This is a genomic window from Streptomyces sp. NPDC026575, from assembly GCF_055567415.1.
Map to the genome: position 1 here is coordinate 90,683 of NZ_JBVHQM010000026.1, position 20,654 is coordinate 111,336.

Genomic DNA, 20,654 nt, shown 5'->3' on the forward strand with positions numbered 1-20,654 from the left:
GCTCTCCCTCTCTGGCTCTCCCTCTCTGGCTCTCCCTCTCTGGCTCTCCCTCTCTGGCTCTCCCTCTCTGGCTCTCCCCTCACTGGAAGGACCGAGCATGAAGATCGGCCTCATCGGTACCGGACGCATCGGCGCGTTCCACGCCGCGACCCTGCAGAGCGTCCCGGGCGTCACCGACCTCGTGGTCGCGGACGCCGAGACCGCGCGGGCCGCCGCGCTGGCGGACACCCTCGGCGTACGCGCCGCCGCGAGCATCGCCCAGATGTACGCGGAGGGCCTGGACGGCGTGGTGATCACCGCCGCGACCAGCGCGCACGCCGCACTGATCCACCAGGCCCTGGACGCCGGCGTGCCGGTCTTCTGCGAGAAGCCGGTGGCGCTGGACGTCCCGGGCACCATCGGGGTGGTGGAGCGGGCGCAGGCCGGCACCGTGCCCGTGCAGATCGGCTTCCAGCGCCGCTTCGACGCCGGCTACCGCGCCGCGCGCGCGGCGCTGCGGTCCGGCGAGCTGGGCTGGCTGCACACGCTGCGCGCCTGCACCAGCGACCGGACTCCGCCGCCGGCCGGGTACATCCCCACCTCCGGCGGGCTGTTCCGGGACTGCTCCATCCACGACTTCGACATCCTGCGCTGGCTGACCGGCCGCGAGGTGGTCTCGGTCTACGCCCAGGGCGCCAACCGCGGCGCGTCCTTCTTCGCCGACGGCGACGACGTCGACACCTGCGCGGCGCTGCTGCGCTTCGACGACGACACCCTGGCGACCGTCACCGCGACCCGCTACAACGGCGCGGGCCATGACGTCCGACTGGAGGTCTGCGGCTCCGAGGGCGCCCGCTTCGTCGGCCTCGACGACCGTGCGCCGCTGCCGTCCGCGGAGCCGCGGCTGTCCTGGCGGCGGGCGGCCGACCCCTACGCCACCTTCATGGAGCGCTTCCACGCCGCCTACGTCACCGAGCTGGGCGTGTTCACCGAGGTCGCCGCCGGCCGGGCGGCGAACCCCTGCCCGCCCGCGGAGGCCCTGGAGGCGCTGTATGTCGCCGAGACCTGCGAGCGTTCGCGGCGAACCGGCGAGCCGGTCGCCGTCGCGGACGTCCGCGGCACGGCCGGCCCGGTGGCCCTGGACGCGTGAGCGGCCTCGGGGTCGTCCCGCTCTGCACGTTGGTGTGCGCCGCGCTGCTGGTGGGGGTCTCCAAGACCGCCGTCAGCGGTGTCGGCGCGCTGAGCGTCGCCCTCTTCGCCGCCGTACTGCCCGCCAGGGAGTCCACCGGCGTCCTGCTTCCGCTGCTCCTTGTCGGGGACGTACTGGCCGTCCGCGCCTACCGCGCGCACACCGACTGGCCCGCGCTGCTGCGGCTGCTGCCGTCGGTGGCGGCCGGGGTGCTGCTCGGTGCCGTGTTCGTCGCCGGAACCGGTGACGACGCCATCCGCCGCACGATCGGCGCACTGCTGTTGACGATCGCGCTGCACCACCTCTGGCGGCGACGGCGCGCACGCCGTGCCGGTGACCGCGCCCGCGGGGCAGCGGCTGCGGCCGTCCCCGGCAGCGGGCCGGGTGCGGCGCTGGAGGCGGACACCGGGCGGGCCGCGGCTCGGGATTCCGGCGCGCCGGCCGGCCGCCGCGCGTATGCCCGCACCCTGTTCTTCGGGCTCGTCGCCGGATTCGCCACCATGGTCGCCAACGCGGGCGGTCCGGCGATGTCGCTCTATCTGCTGTCCGCGGGCTTCACGATGCTCGGATTCCTGGGGACGGGGGCGTGGTTCTTCCTCCTGGTCAATCTCTTCAAGCTGCCGTTCAGCATCGGGATGGGGCTGCTCACGTCCGACGGCCTCGCGCTGGACGCGGTGCTGGTGTGCGCCGTGCCGGTCGGGGCGCTCCTCGGGCGGGCTCTGGTGCGCCGGATCGACCAGGTCCTCTTCGACCGCCTGGTGCTCCTGTGCACCACCGCCGCCGGCCTCAACCTCCTTCGTTGACCCCGACCGCCTACCGACCCCTCCGCGGTCCACCGGCGGCGCGGCACACCGCCGACGGTCCGGTCGGCCAGTCGGGTGACGGGCCGGTGGCAGGAGGGCGCCGCACAGCTCCCGCGCCCACTTCATCACTCTCCGTAATCGCTCCATGCCTGAACTGTACGGCCGGCCACTGACAATCGCCCCGCCCGCCGCGGATCCGCAGGCCACGAAGGTGCCGGGGCGCCCCGGGCTGCCGTGTTCAGGCCGCCGCGGTCGGCGAGGTCCGGTCGTCGCGCCCCTCGCCGTCCCGCTCGCCGCTCCCCTCGGGCCGCTGCCGCAGCGCCCGGCGGCGGGCGGCCCACTGGATCGCCCCGCCCACCGCGGCGACTGCGCAGGAGACGCCCAGGCCGACCGCGGCGGCGTAGAGGCGGTTGCCGGCGACCGCGCTGCCGAGGTAGCCGAGGCCGACGGAGTACGTCGCCCAGGTGACCTCGGCGATACCGGCGCCGAGCGCGTACCTGCGCAGCGGGTAGCGCAGCACCCCGGAGGCCAGCGCCCCGGCGATCCGGCCGCTGGGCAGGAACCGCACGACGATCACGAACGGCACGCCGTAGCGCTGGATCCGCTGGGAGGTCCACTCCAGCAGCGCCCGGCGGCGCGGGTTGCGGCGCATCCAGGCGCGTACGGGCTCGCCGAACCGCCGTGCGGCGAGGTACATCACCAGGTCTCCCAGCAGGGCGCTGCCCGCCACGACCAGCAGGACCTGGGGCAGGAAGAGTTCGCCGCGGGAGGCGAGCACGCCGGCGGAGACCAGCAGGGCGGAGTTGGGGACCAGTGGCGGCAGCGTGGTGAGCACCAGCAGGCCGTAGAGGGCGAGTACGTCCATCCGGCCGCCTCCTCGGATCCGCCCCGAGTCCGTAACCCAAGGCTGGCGCGGGGTGCGGCGCTCGGCAACGCGGTGGGCGTGGCGAGACACTGGAATCGATACCCCCTAGGGGTATACAGTGTCCAGGGTCGGGACACCGGCGGCCGCCGGGACCCCGTGCGCCACCATGCGACACTCCGGCAGTCGCCGGCATACGGAAGACCTCGCCCCACGGCTCGGCACCGCAGACCGGCACCGGACAGCCGCACCAGACACCGGCACCACAAGGAGATTCCCCCATGAACGAGAACAGCTCCTGCTGCACCCCCGAAGGCTCCTGCCACTCCGGTGGCACCGACGTCCAGGTCGGCGAGGTGACCACCACGTACAAGGTCACCGGCATGACCTGCGGCCACTGCGAGGGTGCGGTGTCGTCCGAGATCGGCGAGATCGCCGGTGTCAGCTCGGTGCAGGCGGTCGCGGCCACCGGCCTGGTGACCGTGACCTCCAAGGCCCCCCTGGACGAGGAGGCCGTGCGGGCGGCCGTCGACGAGGCCGGCTATGAGCTCGTGAGCCAGGGCGCCTGACGCCTGATCGCCGCTGGCGGTACGGGTACCGTCAGCGGCGGCCCGCACCCCGGTCCACGATCAAGAACATTCACACAGCCTTTACAACTGGCACAACGCCCCCACCTCGGGGCACAACACCCATACCCCCGGGCTCCGATCTCCAGATCGTGGCCCTTGACCGCATTCGCCCGCATATGGCAAGAGACCCAGATCACACTCATCGGAACGTAACCATTGAGGGGGGTCGCGAGTCTAACCGGGCAGTGCAGGCACCCCGGCGGGGCTTGCACTGCGACAGCCGTGTCGATCTTGGGGGATCGTGCCCGGCTACGCGTAGCCGGGGCGACGTGCCCGGGGAGCTTTGAGCGGCCCTCCCGATGTGCGCGTCCCGGCAGAGCGCGGTGCAACCCGAAGCGCCCGGACGGATCCCGTGGGGGGAATCCAACCGGGATATGGGAAGCGCCCCGCACTCTGGACCCGTGGGGGGATCCGGAGGCGGGGCGCTTTCGTCTATCCGGGGCAGCGGCGGCCGGCGGCCGTCAGCGCTGCTCGACCGGCACGAAGTCGCGCTCGACGGCGCCGGTGTAGATCTGCCGCGGGCGGCCGATGCGGGAGCCGGGCTCCTTGATCATCTCGTGCCACTGGGCGATCCAGCCGGGCAGTCGGCCGAGCGCGAAGAGCACGGTGAACATCTCGGTGGGGAAACCCATCGCCCGGTAGATCAGACCGGTGTAGAAGTCCACGTTCGGGTAGAGCTTGCGCTCGACGAAGTAGTCGTCGGACAGCGCGTGCTCCTCCAGCTTCAGGGCGATGTCCAGCAGCTCGTCGGACTTGCCGAGCGCGGAGAGGACATCGTGCGCCGCCGCCTTGATGATCTTCGCCCGGGGGTCGAAGTTCTTGTAGACGCGGTGCCCGAAGCCCATGAGCTTCACGCCGTCTTCCTTGTTCTTCACCTTGCGGATGAAGGAGTCGACGTCGCCGCCGTCGCGCTGGATGCCCTCCAGCATCTCCAGCACGGACTGGTTGGCGCCGCCGTGCAGGGGGCCCCACAGGGCGCTGATGCCGGCCGAGATCGAGGCGAAGAGGTTCGCCTGCGAGGAACCGACCAGGCGGACCGTGGAGGTCGAGCAGTTCTGCTCGTGGTCGGCGTGCAGGATCAGCAGCTTGTCCAGGGCACCGACCACGACCGGGTCGAGGTCGTACTGGGCGGCGGGCACCGAGAAGGTCATCCGCAGGAAGTTCTCGACGTACCCGAGGTCGTTGCTCGGGTAGACGACCGGGTGGCCGACCGACTTCTTGTAGGCGTACGCCGCGATCGTCGGGAGCTTGGCCAGCAGCCGGATCGTGGAGATGTGGCGCTGCTGCTCGTCGAACGGGTTGTGGCTGTCCTGGTAGAACGTCGACAGCGCGCTGACGACCGAGGACAGCATCGCCATCGGGTGGGCGTCCCGGGGGAAGCCGTCGTAGAAGCGCTTGACGTCCTCGTGGAGCAGGGTGTGGTACGTGATGTCCTGCTTGAAGGCCGACAGCTGATCGACGGTGGGCAGCTCGCCGTTGATCAGGAGGTACGCGGTCTCGACGAACGTGCTGCGCTCTGCGAGCTGCTCGATCGGATACCCGCGGTAACGAAGAATTCCCTGCTCACCGTCGAGATAGGTGATCGCGGATTTATATGCCGCGGTGTTGCCGTAACCGGAGTCCAGGGTCACCAGACCGGTCTGGGCGCGCAGCTTCGAGATATCGAAGCCCTTGTCGCCGACGGTGCTGCCGACGACCGGGTAGCTGTATTCGCCGTCCCCGTAACGCAGTACTACAGAGTTGTCGCTCACGTCATCCCTCACCGACGTTGTGCCTCTTCTTCGAGGTGCCCTGACTGCCTATACCTTCCCCCATTTGGACCTTGGATGTGCACTCGGGGTCGGCCATAGGGCCTCATTACGGCACTCAGTGCCGCGCGAGTGTCCATCCTGCTCCCTTTCGCCCCGATTGAGAAAGAGGAGTGACATCACATCGCCCCGGCGAGCCGGTGAGCCAGCGCCGTACACCGCCGACCGGCGGATACCGTGCGTACGGCCTGCCCGAGGGCCCTGCGGGAGCCGACCAGCACCACCAGGCGCTTCGCCCGGGTCACGGCGGTATACAACAAATTGCGCTGCAGCATCATCCAGGCACTTGTGGTGACCGGAATCACCACCGCTGGATACTCACTACCCTGCGAGCGATGGATCGTCACGGCATAGGCGTGCGCGAGTTCGTCGAGTTCGTCGAAGTCGTAGGGGACCTCCTCGTCCTCGTCGGTGAGCACCGTCAGCCGCTGCTCGTCGGAGTCCAGCGCCGTGACCACGCCCACCGTCCCGTTGAAGACGCCGTTGCGGCCCTTTTCGTAGTTGTTTCTGATCTGGGTGACCTTGTCCCCGACGCGGAAGACGCGGCCGCCGAAGCGGCGCTCGGGCAGATCGGGGCGGGCGGGGGTGACCGCCTGCTGGAGCAGGCCGTTCAGGGCGCCCGCACCGGCCGGGCCGCGGTGCATCGGGGTCAGCACCTGGATGTCCCGGCGCGGGTCCAGGCCGAACTTCGCGGGGATCCGGCGGGCCGCGACATCGACGGCCAGCCGTCCGGCCTCTTCATTGTCCTCCTCCACGAACAGGAAGAAGTCGGCCAGTCCGGTCGTGAGCGGGGGGACGCCGGAGTTGATCCGGTGGGCGTTGGTGACCACGCCGGACTCCTGGGCCTGCCGGAAGATCCGGGTCAGCCGGACGGCGGGCACCGGGCCGGGCTCGGCCAGCAGGTCCCGCAGCACCTCGCCGGCGCCCACCGACGGCAGCTGGTCGACGTCCCCCACCAGCAGCAGATGGGCGCCCGGCGGCACCGCCTTGACGAGCTTGTTGGCCAGCAGCAGATCCAGCATCGACGCCTCGTCGACGACCACCAAGTCGGCGTCCAGCGGCCGGTCGGCGTCGTAGGCGGCGTCCCCGCCGGGCTTGAGCTCCAGGAGGCGGTGGACCGTCGACGCCTCCGCGCCGGTCAGCTCCGCGAGCCGCTTGGCGGCCCGGCCCGTGGGCGCCGCCAGCACCACCTTGGCCTTCTTGGCGCGGGCCAGCTCGACCACGGAGCGGACCGTGAAGGACTTGCCGCAGCCCGGCCCGCCCGTGAGCACCGCGACCTTCCGCGTCAGTGCCAGGCGGACCGCCTGCTGCTGCTCGGGGGCCAGATCGGCGCCCGTGCGGCGCGCCAGCCACGCCAGCGCCTTGTCCCAGTCGACGTCCCGGAACGCCGGCATCCGGTCCTCGTCCGTCCGCAGCAGCCGGGTCAGCCGGCCGGCCAGCGAGGTCTCGGCGCGGTGGAAGGGCACCAGATAGACGGCGGTGACCGCCGCGCCGTCCTCGCCGGGCACCTTCTCGCGGACCACGCCCTCCGGGTCCGCGGCCAGCTCGGCCAGGCAGTCGATGACCAGGCCGGTGTCCACCTGGAGCAACTTCACCGCGTCCGCGATCAGTTGCTCCTCGGGCAGGAAGCAGTGGCCCTGGTCGGTGGACTGCGACAGGGCGTACTGCAGGCCCGCCTTGACGCGGTCCGGGCTGTCGTGGGGGATGCCGACGGACTGGGCGATGCGGTCGGCGGTCAGGAAGCCGATGCCCCAGACGTCCGCGGCGAGGCGGTAGGGCTGGTTGCGTACTACGGAGATCGAGGCGTCGCCGTACTTCTTGTAGATCCGCACCGCGATGGAGGTGGAGACCCCCACGCCCTGGAGGAAGACCATGACCTCCTTGATGGCCTTCTGCTCCTCCCAGGCGTCGGCGATCTTCTTGGTGCGCTTGGGGCCCAGGCCCGGCACCTCGATGAGGCGGTCCGGCTCGCGCTCGATGATGTCGAGGGTGTCCACGCCGAAGTGCTGGGTGATGCGGTCGGCGAAGACCGGGCCGATTCCCTTGACCAGGCCGGAGCCGAGATAGCGGCGGATGCCCTGGATGGTGGCGGGCAGGACCGTGGTGTAGTTCTCGCAGGTGAACTGCTTGCCGTACTGGGGGTGTGAGCCCCAGCGGCCCTCCATCCGCAAGGACTCCCCCACCTGCGCCCCGAGCAGCGCGCCGACGACCGTCAGCAGATCGCCCGCGCCGCGGCCGGTGTCGACGCGCGCGACGGTGTAGCCGCTCTCCTCGTTGGCGTAGGTGATCCGCTCCAGGACCCCTTCGACCACGGCTGCGTTGACCATGCCCCGACCGTACCGCCGGGGTCCGACACCGCGCGTGGTGCCGCCTCGCCGCGGGTGGCGCCGAATGGCCCGGGCTCCATCGAGGGGCCCGTCCGATGGCCGGGCCCCTCGATTCCCCCTCCGCGCCGGTCCCCGATCCCCCCGGATCCCTCCCCGGTCGGAACCAGCGTCAGCTATGACCGACAGGGGCCGCCAACGGTTGCGCGCATCCGCAGAGTTATTTCACCGTCACCAGTTGTACGCCCTTCGTTCACCGGACGACGTGCGTCCGGAAGCGCTCGACCACCTCGGCCAGCACCTCGGCGCCGTCCCGGGCCCACAGCGCCGGGTTGAAGATCTCCACCTCGATCGGCCCCCGGTAGCCGGCCGCCTCGACCCGCTCCCGGAACCAGCGCAGGTCCACCGCCCCGTCGCCGAGTTGCCCGCGTCCCAGCAGGGCGCCCTCGGGCAGCGGGGTGATCCAGTCGGCGAGCTGGAAGGCCGCGATCCGCGTGCCCGCCGCCCCGTCGGCGCCCCCGCCGCCCGCGCGGTCGATCTGCCCGCCGACCGTGTCGTCCCACCACAGGTGGTAGGTGTCCACGACGACGCCCACCTGGTAGGCGGGGAACCGCTCGGCGAGATCGAGCGCCTGGGCGAGCGTGGAGACCACGCAGCGGTCCGCCGCGTACATGGGGTGCAGCGGTTCGATCGCCAGCCGCACACCGCGCTCCACGGCGTAGGGGACCAGTTCGGCCAGCGCGTCGGCGACGCGCTGCCGGGCGCCGGGCAGATCCCGGCTGCCGGCCGGGAGCCCGCCGGACACCAGGACGAGCGTGCCGGTCCCCAGGGCGGCCGCCTCGTCGAGGGCCGCCCGGTTGTCGTCCAGGGCCGCCGCCCGCTCACCGGGGTCCGCCGCGGTGAAGAACCCGCCGCGGCACAGGCTGGTGACCCGCAGCCCGGCGTCCCGTACGAGCCGGGCGGCCGCGGCCACCCCGTACTCCCGCACCGGGGCGCGCCACAGGCCCACGCCCCGAACGCCCGCCCGTGCGCATCCGTTGGCGAGGTCGGGCAGCGACCACTGCCTGACGGTCTCCTGATTGAGGCTCAGGCGGTCGAGGGGTGTCGGGTCGGCGGCGGTCATACGGGCCTCACGGTCCTTCCGTCCGGGTCGCCGATCCCGTGGACGGCGAGCAGGCCGCGCATCCGGGCGGCGGCCAGCTCGGGGTCCGGGAACAGGCCCAGTGCGTCGGCCAGTTGGTGGGCGCGGTGCAGATGCGGCAGGGAGCGGGCCGACTGCAGGCCGCCGACCATGGTGAAGTGCGACTGGTGGCCCGCCAGCCAGGCCAGCAGCACCACCCCCGTTTTGTAGTAGCGGGTGGGTGCCTGGAAGAGGTGGCGGGCCAGGGCGACCGTGGGGTCCAGGGCGGCGCGGAACGCGGCGGTGCCTTCGGGGCCCCGGGCGTCGTCGAGGCGGCGTACGGCGTCGGCGGCCAGGGGAGCGAGCGGGTCGAAGACACCCAGCAGGGCATGGCTGAAGCCGTGGTCGTCGCCGGCGATCAGCTCGGGGTAGTGGAGGTCGTCGCCCGTGTAGCAGCGCACGTCCCCCGGGAGGCGGCGGCGCAGCCGTACCTCTCGCCCGGCGTCCAGGAGGGAGACCTTGACGCCGTCGACCTTGCCGGGGTGTGCGGCGATCAGGTCGAGGAGGGTCCTTGTGGCGGCGTCGGGATCCGCGCTGCCCCAGTAGCCGTGCAGCGCGGGGTCGAACATCGGGCCGAGCCAGTGCAGGATCACCGGCCGGGTGGTCTGGCGCAGCAGGCCGCCGTAGAGCTCCAGGTAGTCGTCGGGTCCGGTCGCGGCCGCGGCGAGCTGGCGGGACGCCATGAGGACCGGCCGGGCGCCGGCGTCCTCGACGAGGGCGAGCTGCTCCTCGTAGGCGGCCCGGACAGCGGCCAACGTGGCACCCTGGGGCGGTAGTTGGTCGGTGCCCGCTCCGCAGGCGAGCAGGCCGCCGGCCGCCCGGGCCTCGGCTCCGGAGCGCCGGATGAGCTCGGCGGCGACGGCCCAGTCCAGGCCCATGCCGCGCTGTGCGGTGTCCATCGCCTCGGCCACGCCCAGGCCGTGCGACCACAGGTGGTGGCGGAAGGCGAGGGTGGCGTCCCAGTCGAGGGCGGCCGGGCCGTCCGGGTGGGTGTCGGCGAGCGGATCGGCGACCACATGGGCGGCGGCGTAGACGGTGCGGGAGCGCAGCGGGGGCCGCGCCCCGTCAGGGGACGCGGACGGGGTCGCGCCGGCCGCGGGCCCGGGGCGGGGCCGGTCGGCGGCCGACGCGTTCACAGGCTCAGCTCCGGTACGTCCAGGCGACGCCCCTCCGCCGAGGAGCGGCGCCCCAGTTCGGCGAGTTGGACGCCCCGGGCGCCGGCGGCCAGGTCCCAGCGCCAGGGCTCGTCGCGGACGACGTGCCGCAGGAACAGTTCCCACTGCGCCTTGAAGCCGTTGTCGAAGGCGGTGTTGTCGGGGACCTCCTGCCACTGGTCGCGGAACGGCTCGGACGCCGGAACATCGGGGTTCCACAGGGGTTTGGGGGTGGTGGAGCGGTGCTGGACGCGGCAGCGGCGCAGTCCGGCGACGGCCGAGCCCTCGGTGCCGTCCACCTGGAACTCCACCAGCTCGTCGCGGTGCACCCGGACCGCCCAGGAGGAGTTGATCTGGGCGACGACGCCGCCGGCCAGCTCGAAGATGCCGTATGCGGCGTCGTCGGCGGTGGCGTCGTACGGGGCGCCCGACTCGTCCCAGCGGCGCGGGATGTGCGTGGTGATCCGCGCCTGGACGGTGCGCACCGGGCCGAACAGCTCGTGCAGGACGTACTCCCAGTGCGGGAACATGTCGGCCGCGATGCCGCCGCCGTCCTCGGCGCGGTAGTTCCAGGAGGGGCGCTGCGCCTGCTGCCAGTCGCCTTCGAAGACCCAGTAGCCGAACTCGCCCCGTACGGACAGCACCCGGCCGAAGAAGCCGCCCTCGATCAGGCGGCGGAGTTTGCGCAGGCCGGGCAGGAAGAGCTTGTCCTGGACGACGCCGTTCTTGACGCCGGCGTCCCGGGCCAGCCGGGCCAGTTCCAGGGCGCCCGCGAGGTCGCCGGTGGTGGGCTTCTCGACGTACAGGTGCTTTCCGGCGGCGATGGCCTTCTTGGCGGCTTCGGGGCGGGCGGCGGTGGCCTGGGCGTCGAAGTAGACGGCGATGGAGTCGTCGGCCAGTACGGCGTCGAGGTCGCAGCTCCACTCCGCGAGGCCGTGGCGTTCGGCCAGTGCCCGCAGCTTGTCCGGGGAGCGGCCGACGAGCACGGGCTCGGGCCAGATCACCGTCCCGTCGGCCAGTTCGAGGCCGCCCTGTTCGCGCAGGGCGAGGAGGGAGCGGACCAGATGCTGGCGGTACCCCATGCGTCCGGTCACGCCGTTCATGGCGATGCGTACGGTCGTGCGTGTCACGGCCCGGCCTCTCTCAGGATGCGAATCGTGTGAGCGGGGGTGTTCGTGCGCTTCAGGTCGTACGTACCGGTCTGCGTCGGCGGTCAAACGGCGAAATGGGGGTGCGCGGACCGGCCCCACCCGCTTATCCTTGACTGAGTCAAGGGTGAGGTGGTCGACGATGACAACCGGCACGGCATCCGATACGGCGCCCGGCGCGGCGTCCCGCCCCGCGGCCGACATCCGCGAGCTGCGCAGATTCAACCGCTTCTACACGAACCTGATCGGCGCGCTCGACTACGGCCGGCATCTGTACACGCCCTTCACCCTCACCGAGGCCCGGGTGCTCTACGAACTCGCCCACCACCAGCGGGTGGACGCCGCGGATCTGCGCTCCTCGCTGTCGCTGGACGCCGGCTATCTCAGCCGCCTGCTGGGGAGGTTCGAGCAGCGCGAGCTGATCAGCCGCGGCCGGTCCGAGCGGGACCCCCGCCGCCAGCGCATCACCCTGACCGAGGACGGCCGGGAGGCGGCGGACCTGCTGGAGGAGCGCTCGCAGGACGCCGCGGGCTCGCTGCTGCGGGACCTTCCGGCGGCGGACCGGGCCCGCGTGGTCGCCTCGATGCGGACGATCCGCGCCCTCCTCGGCGAGGGCCCGGAGGCCGGGGAGGGCACGCAGGACGCGGCGGCGCCGCAGGGCCGGACGGGTGGCCGGACCCCGGCGCCCGAGGTCGCGCTGCGCACCTCCCGCCCCGGGGACCTGGGCTGGATGGTGGAGCGCAACGCCGCGCTCTACGCCGCCGAGTACGGCTTCGATCTGAGCTATGAGGCGCTGGTGGCCCGGATCGTCGCGGAGTACGCCGAGGACTTCGATCCGCGGTGGGACCGCACCTGGATAGCGGAGCTGGACGGTGAGCGCGCCGGCGCGGTGATGTGCGTACGGGACGGCCGTCCGGGGGTCGCCCGGCTGCGGCTGCTGCTCGTGGAGCCCGGCGCCCGGGGGCACGGCCTGGGGCACCGACTCGTCGACTCCTGTGTGGAGTTCGCCCGGGACGCCGGTTACAAGGAGCTGGTCCTGTGGACCAACTCCGTGCTCGGGTCGGCCCGCAGGATCTATCAGCAGGCGGGGTTCGAGCTGGTCGCCGAGTCGCCGCACCGCAGCTTCGGGCGCGATCTGGTCGGCCAGGACTGGCGGCTGGCGCTGTGACGGCGGCGCGTTGGGCGTTCTCCACTCTCGGGGTGCCCGGGATGCCCGTGGACGATGTCCTGCGACTGGCCACCCGTGCCGGGTATCAGGGGGTCGAGCTGCGCGCCCATGCGGAGGAGCCGGTGCACCCGCTGCTGGGGGCGCGCGAACGGGCCGCGGTGCGCGGGCGGTTCGCCGACGCCGGCGTCGAGGTGCTGGCCGTCGCCGGGTACGCCCGGGTCGCCGCCGCGCGGGACGCGGCGGGCGAGGAGGAGCTGGCGCACGAGCTGAGCGAGCTGGTGCGGCTCGCCGCCGATCTGGGTGCGCGCTTTGTGCGGGTGTTCCCCGGGGGCGGCGGGCGGCCGGCGGCCGAGGCGGAGGCCGATGCCGCCCGGCGGCTCGCCGCGGTGGCTCCGCTCGCGGCCGAGCGGGGCGTCCGGGTCCTGCTGGAGACCCATGACTCGCACCGCACGGGCGCGGCCGCCGCCCGGATCCTGGGCCCGGTGGGCCATCGCCAGATCGGCGCGCTGTGGGATGTGCTGCACAGCTGGCTCGGTGGCGAGGAGCCCGCCGACACCCATGCCGCGCTCGCCCCGCAGCTGGGCTATGTCCAGGTCAAGGACGTCGTCTCGGCGAAGGACACCACCCCCGTCCCGCTCGGCGCGGGCGCCGTGCCGCTGGGCGCCGTCCTGGCCGCGCTCGTCCGGGGCGCCCAGGGCCCCGCCCACGCGTTCGAGGACGCCGACGGCCGGGGCCGGGGCGGCTGGCTGTGCTGGGAGTACGAGAAGCGCTGGTACCCCCAGGCCCCGGACCTCCCCGACCTGCTGGCCCCGGGCCGGGCACACCTCCAGCGCCTCCTGGAGGACGCCGCCACCTGACCGGCCCACCCCGTCCGCCGGGCACGATTGTGACGCCCCCTCACACACCCCGGCCCGCCCCGCAAGAGCTGGGCGCCGCCTCGGATGGAGTCATTGACCGACAATAGTTTTCCGGCTATCCGTGTCTCCTTGGAAGTTTCCTTCAACGAGTCGAGGAAGCCCCCCGGAAGGAGCGCAGATGCACTCCAGACGTACCGTCCTGACCACCGCGGCGGCCGCGGCCGCCGCCGCTGCCGCCGGCGCCGTGCCCGCGCACGCCGCCCCACCCGCCCCCGGGCGGCAGCCCGTCCCCGATGCCGCCACCCTGGCCCGGCTGCGCCGCCTCATCGCCCGTATGACGCCGGAGGAGAAGGCCGGCCAGCTCTTCGTGATGCGGGTCTACGGGCACTCCGCCACCGACCCCGACCCGGCGGACGTGGCCGCCAACCAGAAGGAGATCGGCGTCGCCAACGCCGCGGAGCTGATCGCCAAGTACCACGTCGGCGGCATCATCTACTTCGGCTGGGCGCACAACACCCGCGAGCCGCATCAGATCGCCGATCTGTCCAACGGCATCCAGAAGGCCGCCGCCGCCCAGCGGGTCCCCGTGCCGCTGCTGATCTCCACCGACCAGGAGCACGGCATAGTGGCCCGGGTCGGCGCCCCCGCGACGCTGCTGCCCGGGGCGATGGCGCTCGGCGCGGGCGGCAGCGCCGCTGGGGCGCGTACGGCGGGCCGGATCGCCGGCCGGGAGCTGTACGCCATGGGCATCCGGCAGGACTACGCGCCGGTCGCCGATGTCAACGTCAATCCCGCCAACCCGGTGATCGGCGTCCGCTCCTTCGGCGCCGACCCGCAGGCCGTGGCCCGTATGGTCGGCAGCCAGGTGAAGGGCTATCAGGACGGCGGGGTCGCGGCCTGCGCCAAGCACTTCCCCGGGCACGGCGACACCGACACCGACAGCCATGTCGGACTGCCGTACATCCACCACAGCGCCGAGGAGTGGGAGCGGCTGGACGCGCCGCCCTTCCAGGCGGCGATCGACGCCGGTATCGATTCGATCATGACGGCGCATATCGTCGTGCCCGCCTTCGACCCGAGCGAGGACCCGGCCACGCTCTCCCGCCCGATCCTCACCGGCATCCTGCGCGAACGGCTCGGCTACGACGGTGTGGTGGTGACGGACTCACTCGGCATGGAGGGCGTACGGGTGAAGTACGGCGACGCCCGGGTGCCGGTCCTGGCGCTCAAGGCCGGCGTCGACCAGCTGCTGAACCCGCCGGATCTGTCCGTGGCGCACGGCGCCGTCGTCAAGGCCATGGCCGAGGGCGAGCTGGCGGAGCGCGACATCGACGCCAAGCTGCTGCGCATCCTGCTGCTCAAGGAGCGGCGCGGGCTGTTCCGGGACCCGTACACCACCCACCAGGACGTGGACCGGGTGGTCGGCACCCGCGAGCATCTGGCCGCCGCGGACCGGATCGCGGGCCGTACGACCACGCTGCTGCGCAACGACGGCGGCATCCTGCCGCTGTCGCGGCGGCGGCAGCCGCGGGTGCTGGTGGTGGGGGCGGACCCGGCCGCGCCGTCGGGGACCGGCGGTCCGCCGACCGCGGTGCTGGCGAAGGCCCTGACCGGGCTGGGCTTCACCGCCCATGCGCTGGCCACGGGCATGGCGCCGGACCAGCGGCGGATCGACGAGGCGGTGGCGGCGCTCGGCGAGCGGGACGCGGTGGTGGTGGCGACGTACAACGTCACGGCCGGATCGTCCCAGGGCAAGCTGGTCGCCGCGCTGCTGGGCACCGGAAAGCCGGTGGTGCAGCTGGCGGTCCGCAACCCCTACGACATCGCCCGGCTCGACGGCGTCCGGGCGGCCCTGGCGAGCTACTCCTGGACGGATGTGGAGCTGCGGGCGGCGGCCCGGGTGATCGCCGGGCGGCGGGACCCGGCGGGCCGGCTGCCGGTGGCGATAATGCGCGCCGACGACCCCCACCAGGAGCTGTTCCCGATCGGCCACGGCCTGGCCTACCCCTGACCCGCCCGGCGGCCACGGACACGGCGCGCTCCCCTGCCGCGGGGAGCGCGCCGTTCTCAACACGTCACGGCCGCAGCATCGGCACGCGGCGGATCTCCTGCTTGTCCAGCTTCTTGTTGTACGGGGCCAGCGGGGTGGCCCGGCCGCTCGGGGCGGGGACGCCGGCCCAGTCCAGGAGCTCGGCGGTGGCCTTGGTGCGGTCGGCCTCCTTCAGCTTGGCGATGTTGGAGCCGTGGTTGCCGCCGGGGACGGTGAACAGGTACGAGTCACGGGCGCCCGCACCGAGCTCGAAGTGCTCCGAACTCCACGGGTCGTACTCGCCGTTGACGAACATCATCCGGTGGGCGTGGTGGCGCACCCAGCGGTCGACGTCGGGCATCGCGCGCGCGTCGAAGCGCATCGGGATGTCCTTGGGGACAAAGCTGCGGGAGTTGTTGATGCCGGGGTACTTCAGCAGGCCGGCCAGGTTCGGGTAGGCGTAGCCGGGCTCGCCGAGCTGGGTGCCGGCCTGGTAGTAGTACGGCGTGTACGGCTCCATGCCCTGGTCGGTGTAGCTGTCGAAGCCGCCGACCTTGTCCATCCACTTCCACAGCTCGTCGGTGGAGACGGTGGGCTTGGGCACCTCGGCGCAGGCGGTCTCGGCGGGCTGGTACTGCCAGAAGCCGAACACCAGGTCCGTGACCATGACTTCGTAGGCCCGGTCGGCGCTGCCGACGGTCTGGAAGGTCTGCTTCTCCTTGTCGGCCCATGCCTGGAAGCGGTCGACCATCTCCCCGCGGCGCACCAGGGCCTCGCGCTCGATGGCGGCGAGGGCGGTGCGGCACTGCGCGGTCCCGACGGTCCGGAAGAAGCGGTCGTAGGCGGCGTCCTCGTCGTTGCGCACGTCGTTGGGCGCGACGTAGGCGACGGTGCCGTTCATGTCGTGCGGGAAGAAGCGGCGGTAGTACGTGGCGGTCATGCCGCCCTTGCTGCCGCCGGTGGCGATCCAGTTCTTGCCGTAGATGCCGTGCAGCGCCTCGAATATGCGGTGCTGGTCGTTGGCCGCCTGCCGGATGTCCAGCTTCTTCCAGTCCGTGGGCGTGGGCCGGGACGGGGTGAAGTAGCGGTACTCCAGGGAGACTTGGTTGCCGTCGATGATCTTGGTGGGTTCGCTGCGGGACGGCGTGGTGCCGACGTTGTAGCCCGAGGTGAAGAACACCGTCGGGCGGTCGACGGACTTGTGCAGCAGGGTCAGTCGCTGCTGGAAGGTCCCCTTCGAGGGGTGCCGGTGGTCAATCGGCTGGGTGTAGTTCAAAACGAAGTAGCGGTAGCCGTCGACCGGCTTCTCCTCTACGAGGCTCATCCCCCGGATCGCCAGGATCCGGTCCTTGATGTCCTCGGTCTTCGGCTCGGCGGCGGTGGCCGCTCCCGCCGAGGCGCTGCCGGCTGTGGCCGTGCCTATGAGCACGGCGAGCGACAGCAGCCATCTGGTGGCCTTGTGCATGCACCCTCCCCTTGGGATAGCAAAGGTGCAGCTGAACCTATCGGCGCGCGGGGGGTGCCACCAGCCCCCGGCGCCATCCGGTGGATCTCCCCCTGCGGCGCGGGGAGGGCCCCGCGCCGCACGGGCGGTCAGGCCACCAGTTCCTCCTCCTCGCCCGTGAAGGTGCGCCACAGCTGCGCATACCGCCCGTTGCGCGCGAGGAGTTGCGCATGGCTGCCGTCCTCGGCTATACGGCCCTGGTCGAGGACCACGACGCGGTCCGCGCGGGCGGCGGTGGTCAGGCGGTGGGCGACGATCATGGTCGTGCGGGCGCCGGCGAGGCGGTCGGTGGCCTGGTTGACGACGGCTTCGGTGGCGAGGTCGAGGGACGCGGTGGCCTCGTCGAGCAACAGCACGTCCGGGTCGACGAGTTCGGCGCGGGCCAGCGCCAGCAGCTGCCGCTGGCCGGCGGAGAGGTTGCGGCCGCGCTCGGCGACCTCGTGGAGGTAGCCGCCCTCCAGGGTGGCGATCATCTCGTGGGCGCCGACGGCCCGGGCCGCGGCCTCCACCTCGGCGTCGGTGGCGTCCGGACGGCCGTAGGCGATGGCGTCGCGGACCGTGCCGGCGAAGAGGTAGGACTCCTGGGGGACCACCCCCAGGCGGCGGCGGTAGCCGGTCAGGTCCAGTTCGCGCAGGTCGGTGCCGTCGATCCGGACGGCGCCCGAGGACGGGTCGTAGAACCGCGCCACCAGCTTGACCAGGGTGGACTTGCCGGCGCCGGTCTCGCCGACGAAGGCCACGGTCTGGCCGGCCGGTATGGCGAGCCTGATGCCCGCGAGCGCCGGCTCCTCGCTCTTGCCGTAGTGGAAGTCGACGTCGTCGAAGACGATCTCGCCGCGCAGCGCGGGTACCTCGCGGGGGCGCTCGGCGGCGGGCGTGGTGGTCGGCTCGCGCAGCAGCTCCTGGATGCGGCCGAGCGAGACGGACGCCTGCTGGTAGCCGTCGAAGACCTGGGAGAGCTGCTGGACGGGGGCGAAGAACAGGTCGATGTAGAGCAGATAGGCCACCAGCGCGCCGGCCGTGAGGGTGCCCGAGCCGACCCGTCCGGCGCCGACGATCAGCACCAGGGCGGCCGCCACCGAGGACAGCAGCTGGACGAACGGGAAGTAGACGGAGATCAGGAACTGGCCGTGGACCCGGGCCCGGCGGTAGGCGTCGCTGCGCTCGGCGAAGCGCTCCCGGCCGCGCCGCTCGCGCCGGAACGCCTGGACGATCCGCAGCCCGGCGACGTTCTCCTGGAGGTCGCCGTTGACGGTGCTGATCCGCTCGCGGGCCAGCTCATATGCCTTGACGCTCTGCTTGCGGAAGAAGTACGTGCCGATGATCAGCGGCGGGAGGGTGGCGAAGACGACCAGGGCGAGCTGGACGTCGATGGCGAGCAGCGCGATGAGGATGCCGAAGAACGTCAGCATCGAGACCAGGGCGGTGACCAGGCCGGTCTGCAGGAACGTGGAGAGCGCGTCCACGTCCGTCGTCATCCTGGTCATGATCTTGCCGGTCAGCTCGCGCTCGTAGTAGTCGAGCCCGAGGCGCTGCAGCTGCGCGAAGATCTTCAGGCGCAGGGAGTACAGGACCCGCTCGCCGGTGCGGCCGGTCATGCGGTTGCCGCCGATCTGCGCGGCCCACTGGGCGAGCACCACGATCAGGGCGAGCGCGGAGGCGGCCCAGACGCCGGCGAGCACGCCCCGGCGGACGCCCTCGTCGATGCCGTGGCGGATCAGGACCGGCAGCATCAGCCCGGCGACGGCGTCCACGGCGACCAGCGCCAGGGCGAGGGCCAGCGGCCCGCCGAAGCCTTGCAGCAGCCGGCGCAGGCCGTAGGAGCGCTCGGGGCGCACCGCCCGGTCCTCGTCGACGGCGGGGGTGTCCTCGGCCGGCGGCAGCGCGGCGACCCGGGCGAGGAGTTCGGGCGTCGCCGGCGCCCCGGCCGTCGCGGCGCCCAGGCCGGGCCCGGCGGCGGCCGCGCGGGGGGCGATGCCGGCCCCGCCCGCCTCGGCGTCCTGCTCGCGGCGGACCCACAGCTCGGGGGTGATGGCTCCGGCCGCCGGGCCCGGCCGGCCCTGCCCGCCGTCCGCCTCGCCGCCGAGGCCGTCGAGCCCGTCCGCTCCGGCGCCGTCGGGGGTGTACGCCGGCAGTCCGGTCGCGGTGCGGGCACCGGCGAGCTCCCCCGCCGGGTCGCGCTCGATACCGCCCAGCTCCTCGGGGTCGGTCAGCAGCCTGCGGTAGAGCGGACATCGCTCGGCCAGTTCGTCCTGGGTGCCGACGTCGACCAGCCGCCCGCCGTCGAGGACGGCGACCCGGTCGGCGAGCGCCAGGGTGGAGGCGCGGTGCGCGATGAGCAGGGTCGTACGGCCCGCCATGACGCCGCGCAGCGCCTCGTGGATCTCGTGCTCGACCCGGGCGTCGACGGCGGAGGTGGCGTCGTCCAGTACGAGCAGCCGGGGGTCGGTGAGGATGGCCCGGGCCAGCGCGATGCGCTGCCGCTGGCCGCCGGACAGGGTCAGTCCCTGCTCGCCGACCTCGGTGTCGTAGCCCTCGGGGAGCGCTTCGATGAAGCCGTCGGCCTGGGCGGCGCGGGCCGCGGCGCGCACCTGCGCGTCGGTGGCCTCCGGATGGCCGTAGGCGATGTTGTCGCGCACGGAGTCGGAGAACAGGAAGCTGCTCTCGGGGACCAGGCCGATGGCGGCCCGCAGCGACGGGAGGGTCAGCGCGCGCACGTCGTGGCCGCCGACCAGGACGCGGCCGGCGGTGACGTCGTAGAAGCGGGGCAGCAGCAGGGAGACGGTGGACTTGCCGCTGCCGGACGTGCCGACCACGGCGACCGTCTCGCCGGCCTCGATGCGCAGCGAGAAGTCCTCCAGGACGGGGCGGGCGGGGCCGCTCCCGTCGCCGTCGTGGGCCGCCGCGTAGCCGAACGTCACCCGGTCGAAGGCGACCGTGGCCGGGGCGTCCGAGGGCAGCTCGTGGGCGTCGGCGCGCTCCTGGATGAAGGGTTCGGTGTCGATCAGCTCGTAGACCCGCTCCACGCCGGCGCGCGCCTGCTGTCCGACGGTCAGCATCACCGCGAGCATCCTGACCGGGCCGACCAGCTGCGCCAGATACGTGGAGAAGGCGACGAAGGTGCCGAGGGTGATCTGCCCCTGGGTGGCCATCCAGCCGCCGAGGGCGAGCATCGCGACCTGGCCGAGGGCGGGGACGGCCTGCAGCGCGGGGGTGTAGCGGGCGTTGAGGCGGACCGTGCGCAGCCGCCCGGCGAACAGCCGGCCGGAGACCTCGCGCAGTTTGCCGGTCTCCTGCTCCTCCTGGCCGAAGCCCTTGACGACCCGGACGCCGGATATGGCCCCGTCCACGACGCCGGCCACCGCGGCGGCCTGGCTCTGGGCGTACCAGGTGGCGGGGAAGAGGCGCGCCCGGCTGCGCTGGGCGATGAACCACAGAGCGGGGGCGACGGCGAGCGCGATGACGGTCAGCAGCGGCGAGAGGAACGCCATCACCACCAGCGAGACCACGAAGAGCAGCACGCTGCCGATCATCATCGGCAGCATGAACAGCAGGCTCTGGATCAGCTGCAGGTCACTGGTGGCGCGGCCGACGACCTGGCCGGTGCTCAGCTCGTCCTGCCGCCGGCCGTCGAGCCGGGAGATCGCGGCGAACATCCGGGTCCGCAGATCGTGCTGGATGTCCAGGGCGAGCCGGCCGCCGTAGAAGCGGCGCAGGTAGGTCAGGACGTAGACGACCACGGCGGCCGCGATCAGCACGCCGGACCACAGGGCGAGGGACCGCTCGTGCCGGACGATGACGTCGTCGATGATCAGCTTCGGCACGAGCGGGACCAGCGCCAGCACGCCCATGCCGGCGAGCGAGGAGCCGAGCGCGAACAGGACGTCCTTCCTGTACTGCCAGCAGTCGCGGCTCAGCCGCCGCGCCCAGCCCACCCGGACCTCGTCCGTATCCGCGCCCGCCACCCCATGCCTCCCGCCGTCGACGCCTGTCGCCAGGCACCAACGCCGCGGGGTGCGA

14 protein-coding genes are annotated in these 20,654 nt (G+C 72.7%); 6 read left to right on the top strand and 8 right to left on the bottom strand.

What is annotated here, in order from left to right; all coding sequences use genetic code 11:
* Positions 1-97: 97 nt before the first annotated feature.
* Positions 98-1,129, top strand: coding sequence for a Gfo/Idh/MocA family protein (locus tag ACZ4NB_RS30105; RefSeq protein WP_467666204.1), 1,032 nt, complete (start codon positions 98-100; stop codon positions 1,127-1,129).
* A complete protein-coding gene (locus tag ACZ4NB_RS30110) occupies positions 1,126-1,971 on the top strand; it encodes a TSUP family transporter (RefSeq protein WP_467666205.1) in 846 nt (281 codons plus the stop codon). The genes ACZ4NB_RS30105 and ACZ4NB_RS30110 overlap by 4 nt, the downstream gene beginning before the upstream one ends.
* Before the next feature lie 238 nt (positions 1,972-2,209).
* Here ACZ4NB_RS30110 and ACZ4NB_RS30115 read toward each other — a convergent pair whose 3' ends face one another.
* Complete coding sequence (locus tag ACZ4NB_RS30115) at positions 2,210-2,836, bottom strand: DedA family protein (RefSeq protein ID WP_467666206.1); 627 nt, start codon at positions 2,834-2,836, stop codon at positions 2,210-2,212.
* Positions 2,837-3,114: 278 nt separating this feature from the next.
* Here ACZ4NB_RS30115 and ACZ4NB_RS30120 point away from each other — a divergent pair, with 278 nt between their 5' ends.
* Positions 3,115-3,402, top strand: coding sequence for a heavy-metal-associated domain-containing protein (locus ACZ4NB_RS30120; protein WP_467666207.1), 288 nt, complete (start codon positions 3,115-3,117; stop codon positions 3,400-3,402).
* Between the two features lie 521 nt (positions 3,403-3,923).
* Here ACZ4NB_RS30120 and ACZ4NB_RS30125 read toward each other — a convergent pair.
* The 5 genes from ACZ4NB_RS30125 to ACZ4NB_RS30145 form a co-directional block, all read right to left on the bottom strand.
* A complete protein-coding gene (locus tag ACZ4NB_RS30125) occupies positions 3,924-5,213 on the bottom strand; it encodes a citrate synthase (protein ID WP_393486709.1) in 1,290 nt (429 codons plus the stop codon).
* Positions 5,214-5,389: 176 nt separating this feature from the next.
* Positions 5,390-7,597 (bottom strand): SF1B family DNA helicase RecD2, encoded by a 2,208-nt coding sequence (recD2, locus tag ACZ4NB_RS30130; RefSeq protein WP_467666208.1) that lies wholly within the window; start codon positions 7,595-7,597, stop codon positions 5,390-5,392.
* A 250-nt stretch (positions 7,598-7,847) separates the two neighbouring features.
* A complete protein-coding gene (locus ACZ4NB_RS30135) occupies positions 7,848-8,717 on the bottom strand; it encodes a sugar phosphate isomerase/epimerase family protein (RefSeq protein WP_467666209.1) in 870 nt (289 codons plus the stop codon).
* Complete coding sequence (locus ACZ4NB_RS30140; RefSeq protein WP_467666210.1) at positions 8,714-9,910, bottom strand: dihydrodipicolinate synthase family protein; 1,197 nt, start codon at positions 9,908-9,910, stop codon at positions 8,714-8,716. Before ACZ4NB_RS30140 ends, ACZ4NB_RS30135 begins: the two co-directional genes overlap by 4 nt.
* The gene (locus tag ACZ4NB_RS30145) at positions 9,907-11,058 is read right to left on the bottom strand and encodes a Gfo/Idh/MocA family protein (protein WP_467666211.1); all 1,152 of its coding nucleotides are present in this window, start codon (positions 11,056-11,058) and stop codon (positions 9,907-9,909) included. Before ACZ4NB_RS30145 ends, ACZ4NB_RS30140 begins: the two co-directional genes overlap by 4 nt.
* A gap of 160 nt (positions 11,059-11,218) precedes the next feature.
* Here ACZ4NB_RS30145 and ACZ4NB_RS30150 point away from each other — a divergent pair, with 160 nt between their 5' ends.
* From ACZ4NB_RS30150 to ACZ4NB_RS30160, 3 genes are all read left to right on the top strand, one after another.
* Positions 11,219-12,244, top strand: a complete 1,026-nt coding sequence (locus ACZ4NB_RS30150; RefSeq protein ID WP_467666212.1) for a bifunctional helix-turn-helix transcriptional regulator/GNAT family N-acetyltransferase — start codon at positions 11,219-11,221, stop codon at positions 12,242-12,244.
* A 41-nt stretch (positions 12,245-12,285) separates the two neighbouring features.
* Entirely contained in the window at positions 12,286-13,101 is an 816-nt protein-coding gene (locus ACZ4NB_RS30155) for a sugar phosphate isomerase/epimerase family protein (RefSeq protein WP_467666213.1), read from the top strand.
* 178 nt (positions 13,102-13,279) lie between these two features.
* Entirely contained in the window at positions 13,280-15,112 is a 1,833-nt protein-coding gene (locus ACZ4NB_RS30160) for a glycoside hydrolase family 3 protein (protein WP_467666214.1), read from the top strand.
* Between the two features lie 64 nt (positions 15,113-15,176).
* Here ACZ4NB_RS30160 and ACZ4NB_RS30165 read toward each other — a convergent pair whose 3' ends face one another.
* Positions 15,177-16,595, bottom strand: coding sequence for a S28 family serine protease (locus ACZ4NB_RS30165; protein WP_467666215.1), 1,419 nt, complete (start codon positions 16,593-16,595; stop codon positions 15,177-15,179).
* A gap of 128 nt (positions 16,596-16,723) precedes the next feature.
* Complete coding sequence (locus tag ACZ4NB_RS30170) at positions 16,724-20,599, bottom strand: ABC transporter ATP-binding protein (RefSeq protein ID WP_467666216.1); 3,876 nt, start codon at positions 20,597-20,599, stop codon at positions 16,724-16,726.
* Positions 20,600-20,654 lie beyond the last annotated feature (55 nt).

Excerpts from the sequence above, each read along its gene's own strand:
- ACZ4NB_RS30105 (WP_467666204.1), top strand. The coding sequence starts at position 98 with ATGAAGATCGGCCTCATCGGTACCGGACGCATCGGCGCGTTCCACGCC.
- ACZ4NB_RS30115 (WP_467666206.1), bottom strand. The coding sequence starts at position 2,836 with ATGGACGTACTCGCCCTCTACGGCCTGCTGGTGCTCACCACGCTGCCG.
- ACZ4NB_RS30120 (WP_467666207.1), top strand. The coding sequence starts at position 3,115 with ATGAACGAGAACAGCTCCTGCTGCACCCCCGAAGGCTCCTGCCACTCC.
- recD2 (WP_467666208.1), bottom strand. The coding sequence starts at position 7,597 with ATGGTCAACGCAGCCGTGGTCGAAGGGGTCCTGGAGCGGATCACCTAC.
- ACZ4NB_RS30135 (WP_467666209.1), bottom strand. The coding sequence starts at position 8,717 with ATGACCGCCGCCGACCCGACACCCCTCGACCGCCTGAGCCTCAATCAG.
- ACZ4NB_RS30150 (WP_467666212.1), top strand. The coding sequence starts at position 11,219 with ATGACAACCGGCACGGCATCCGATACGGCGCCCGGCGCGGCGTCCCGC.
- ACZ4NB_RS30155 (WP_467666213.1), top strand. The coding sequence starts at position 12,286 with ATGCCCGTGGACGATGTCCTGCGACTGGCCACCCGTGCCGGGTATCAG.
- ACZ4NB_RS30160 (WP_467666214.1), top strand. The coding sequence starts at position 13,280 with ATGCACTCCAGACGTACCGTCCTGACCACCGCGGCGGCCGCGGCCGCC.
- ACZ4NB_RS30165 (WP_467666215.1), bottom strand. The coding sequence starts at position 16,595 with ATGCACAAGGCCACCAGATGGCTGCTGTCGCTCGCCGTGCTCATAGGC.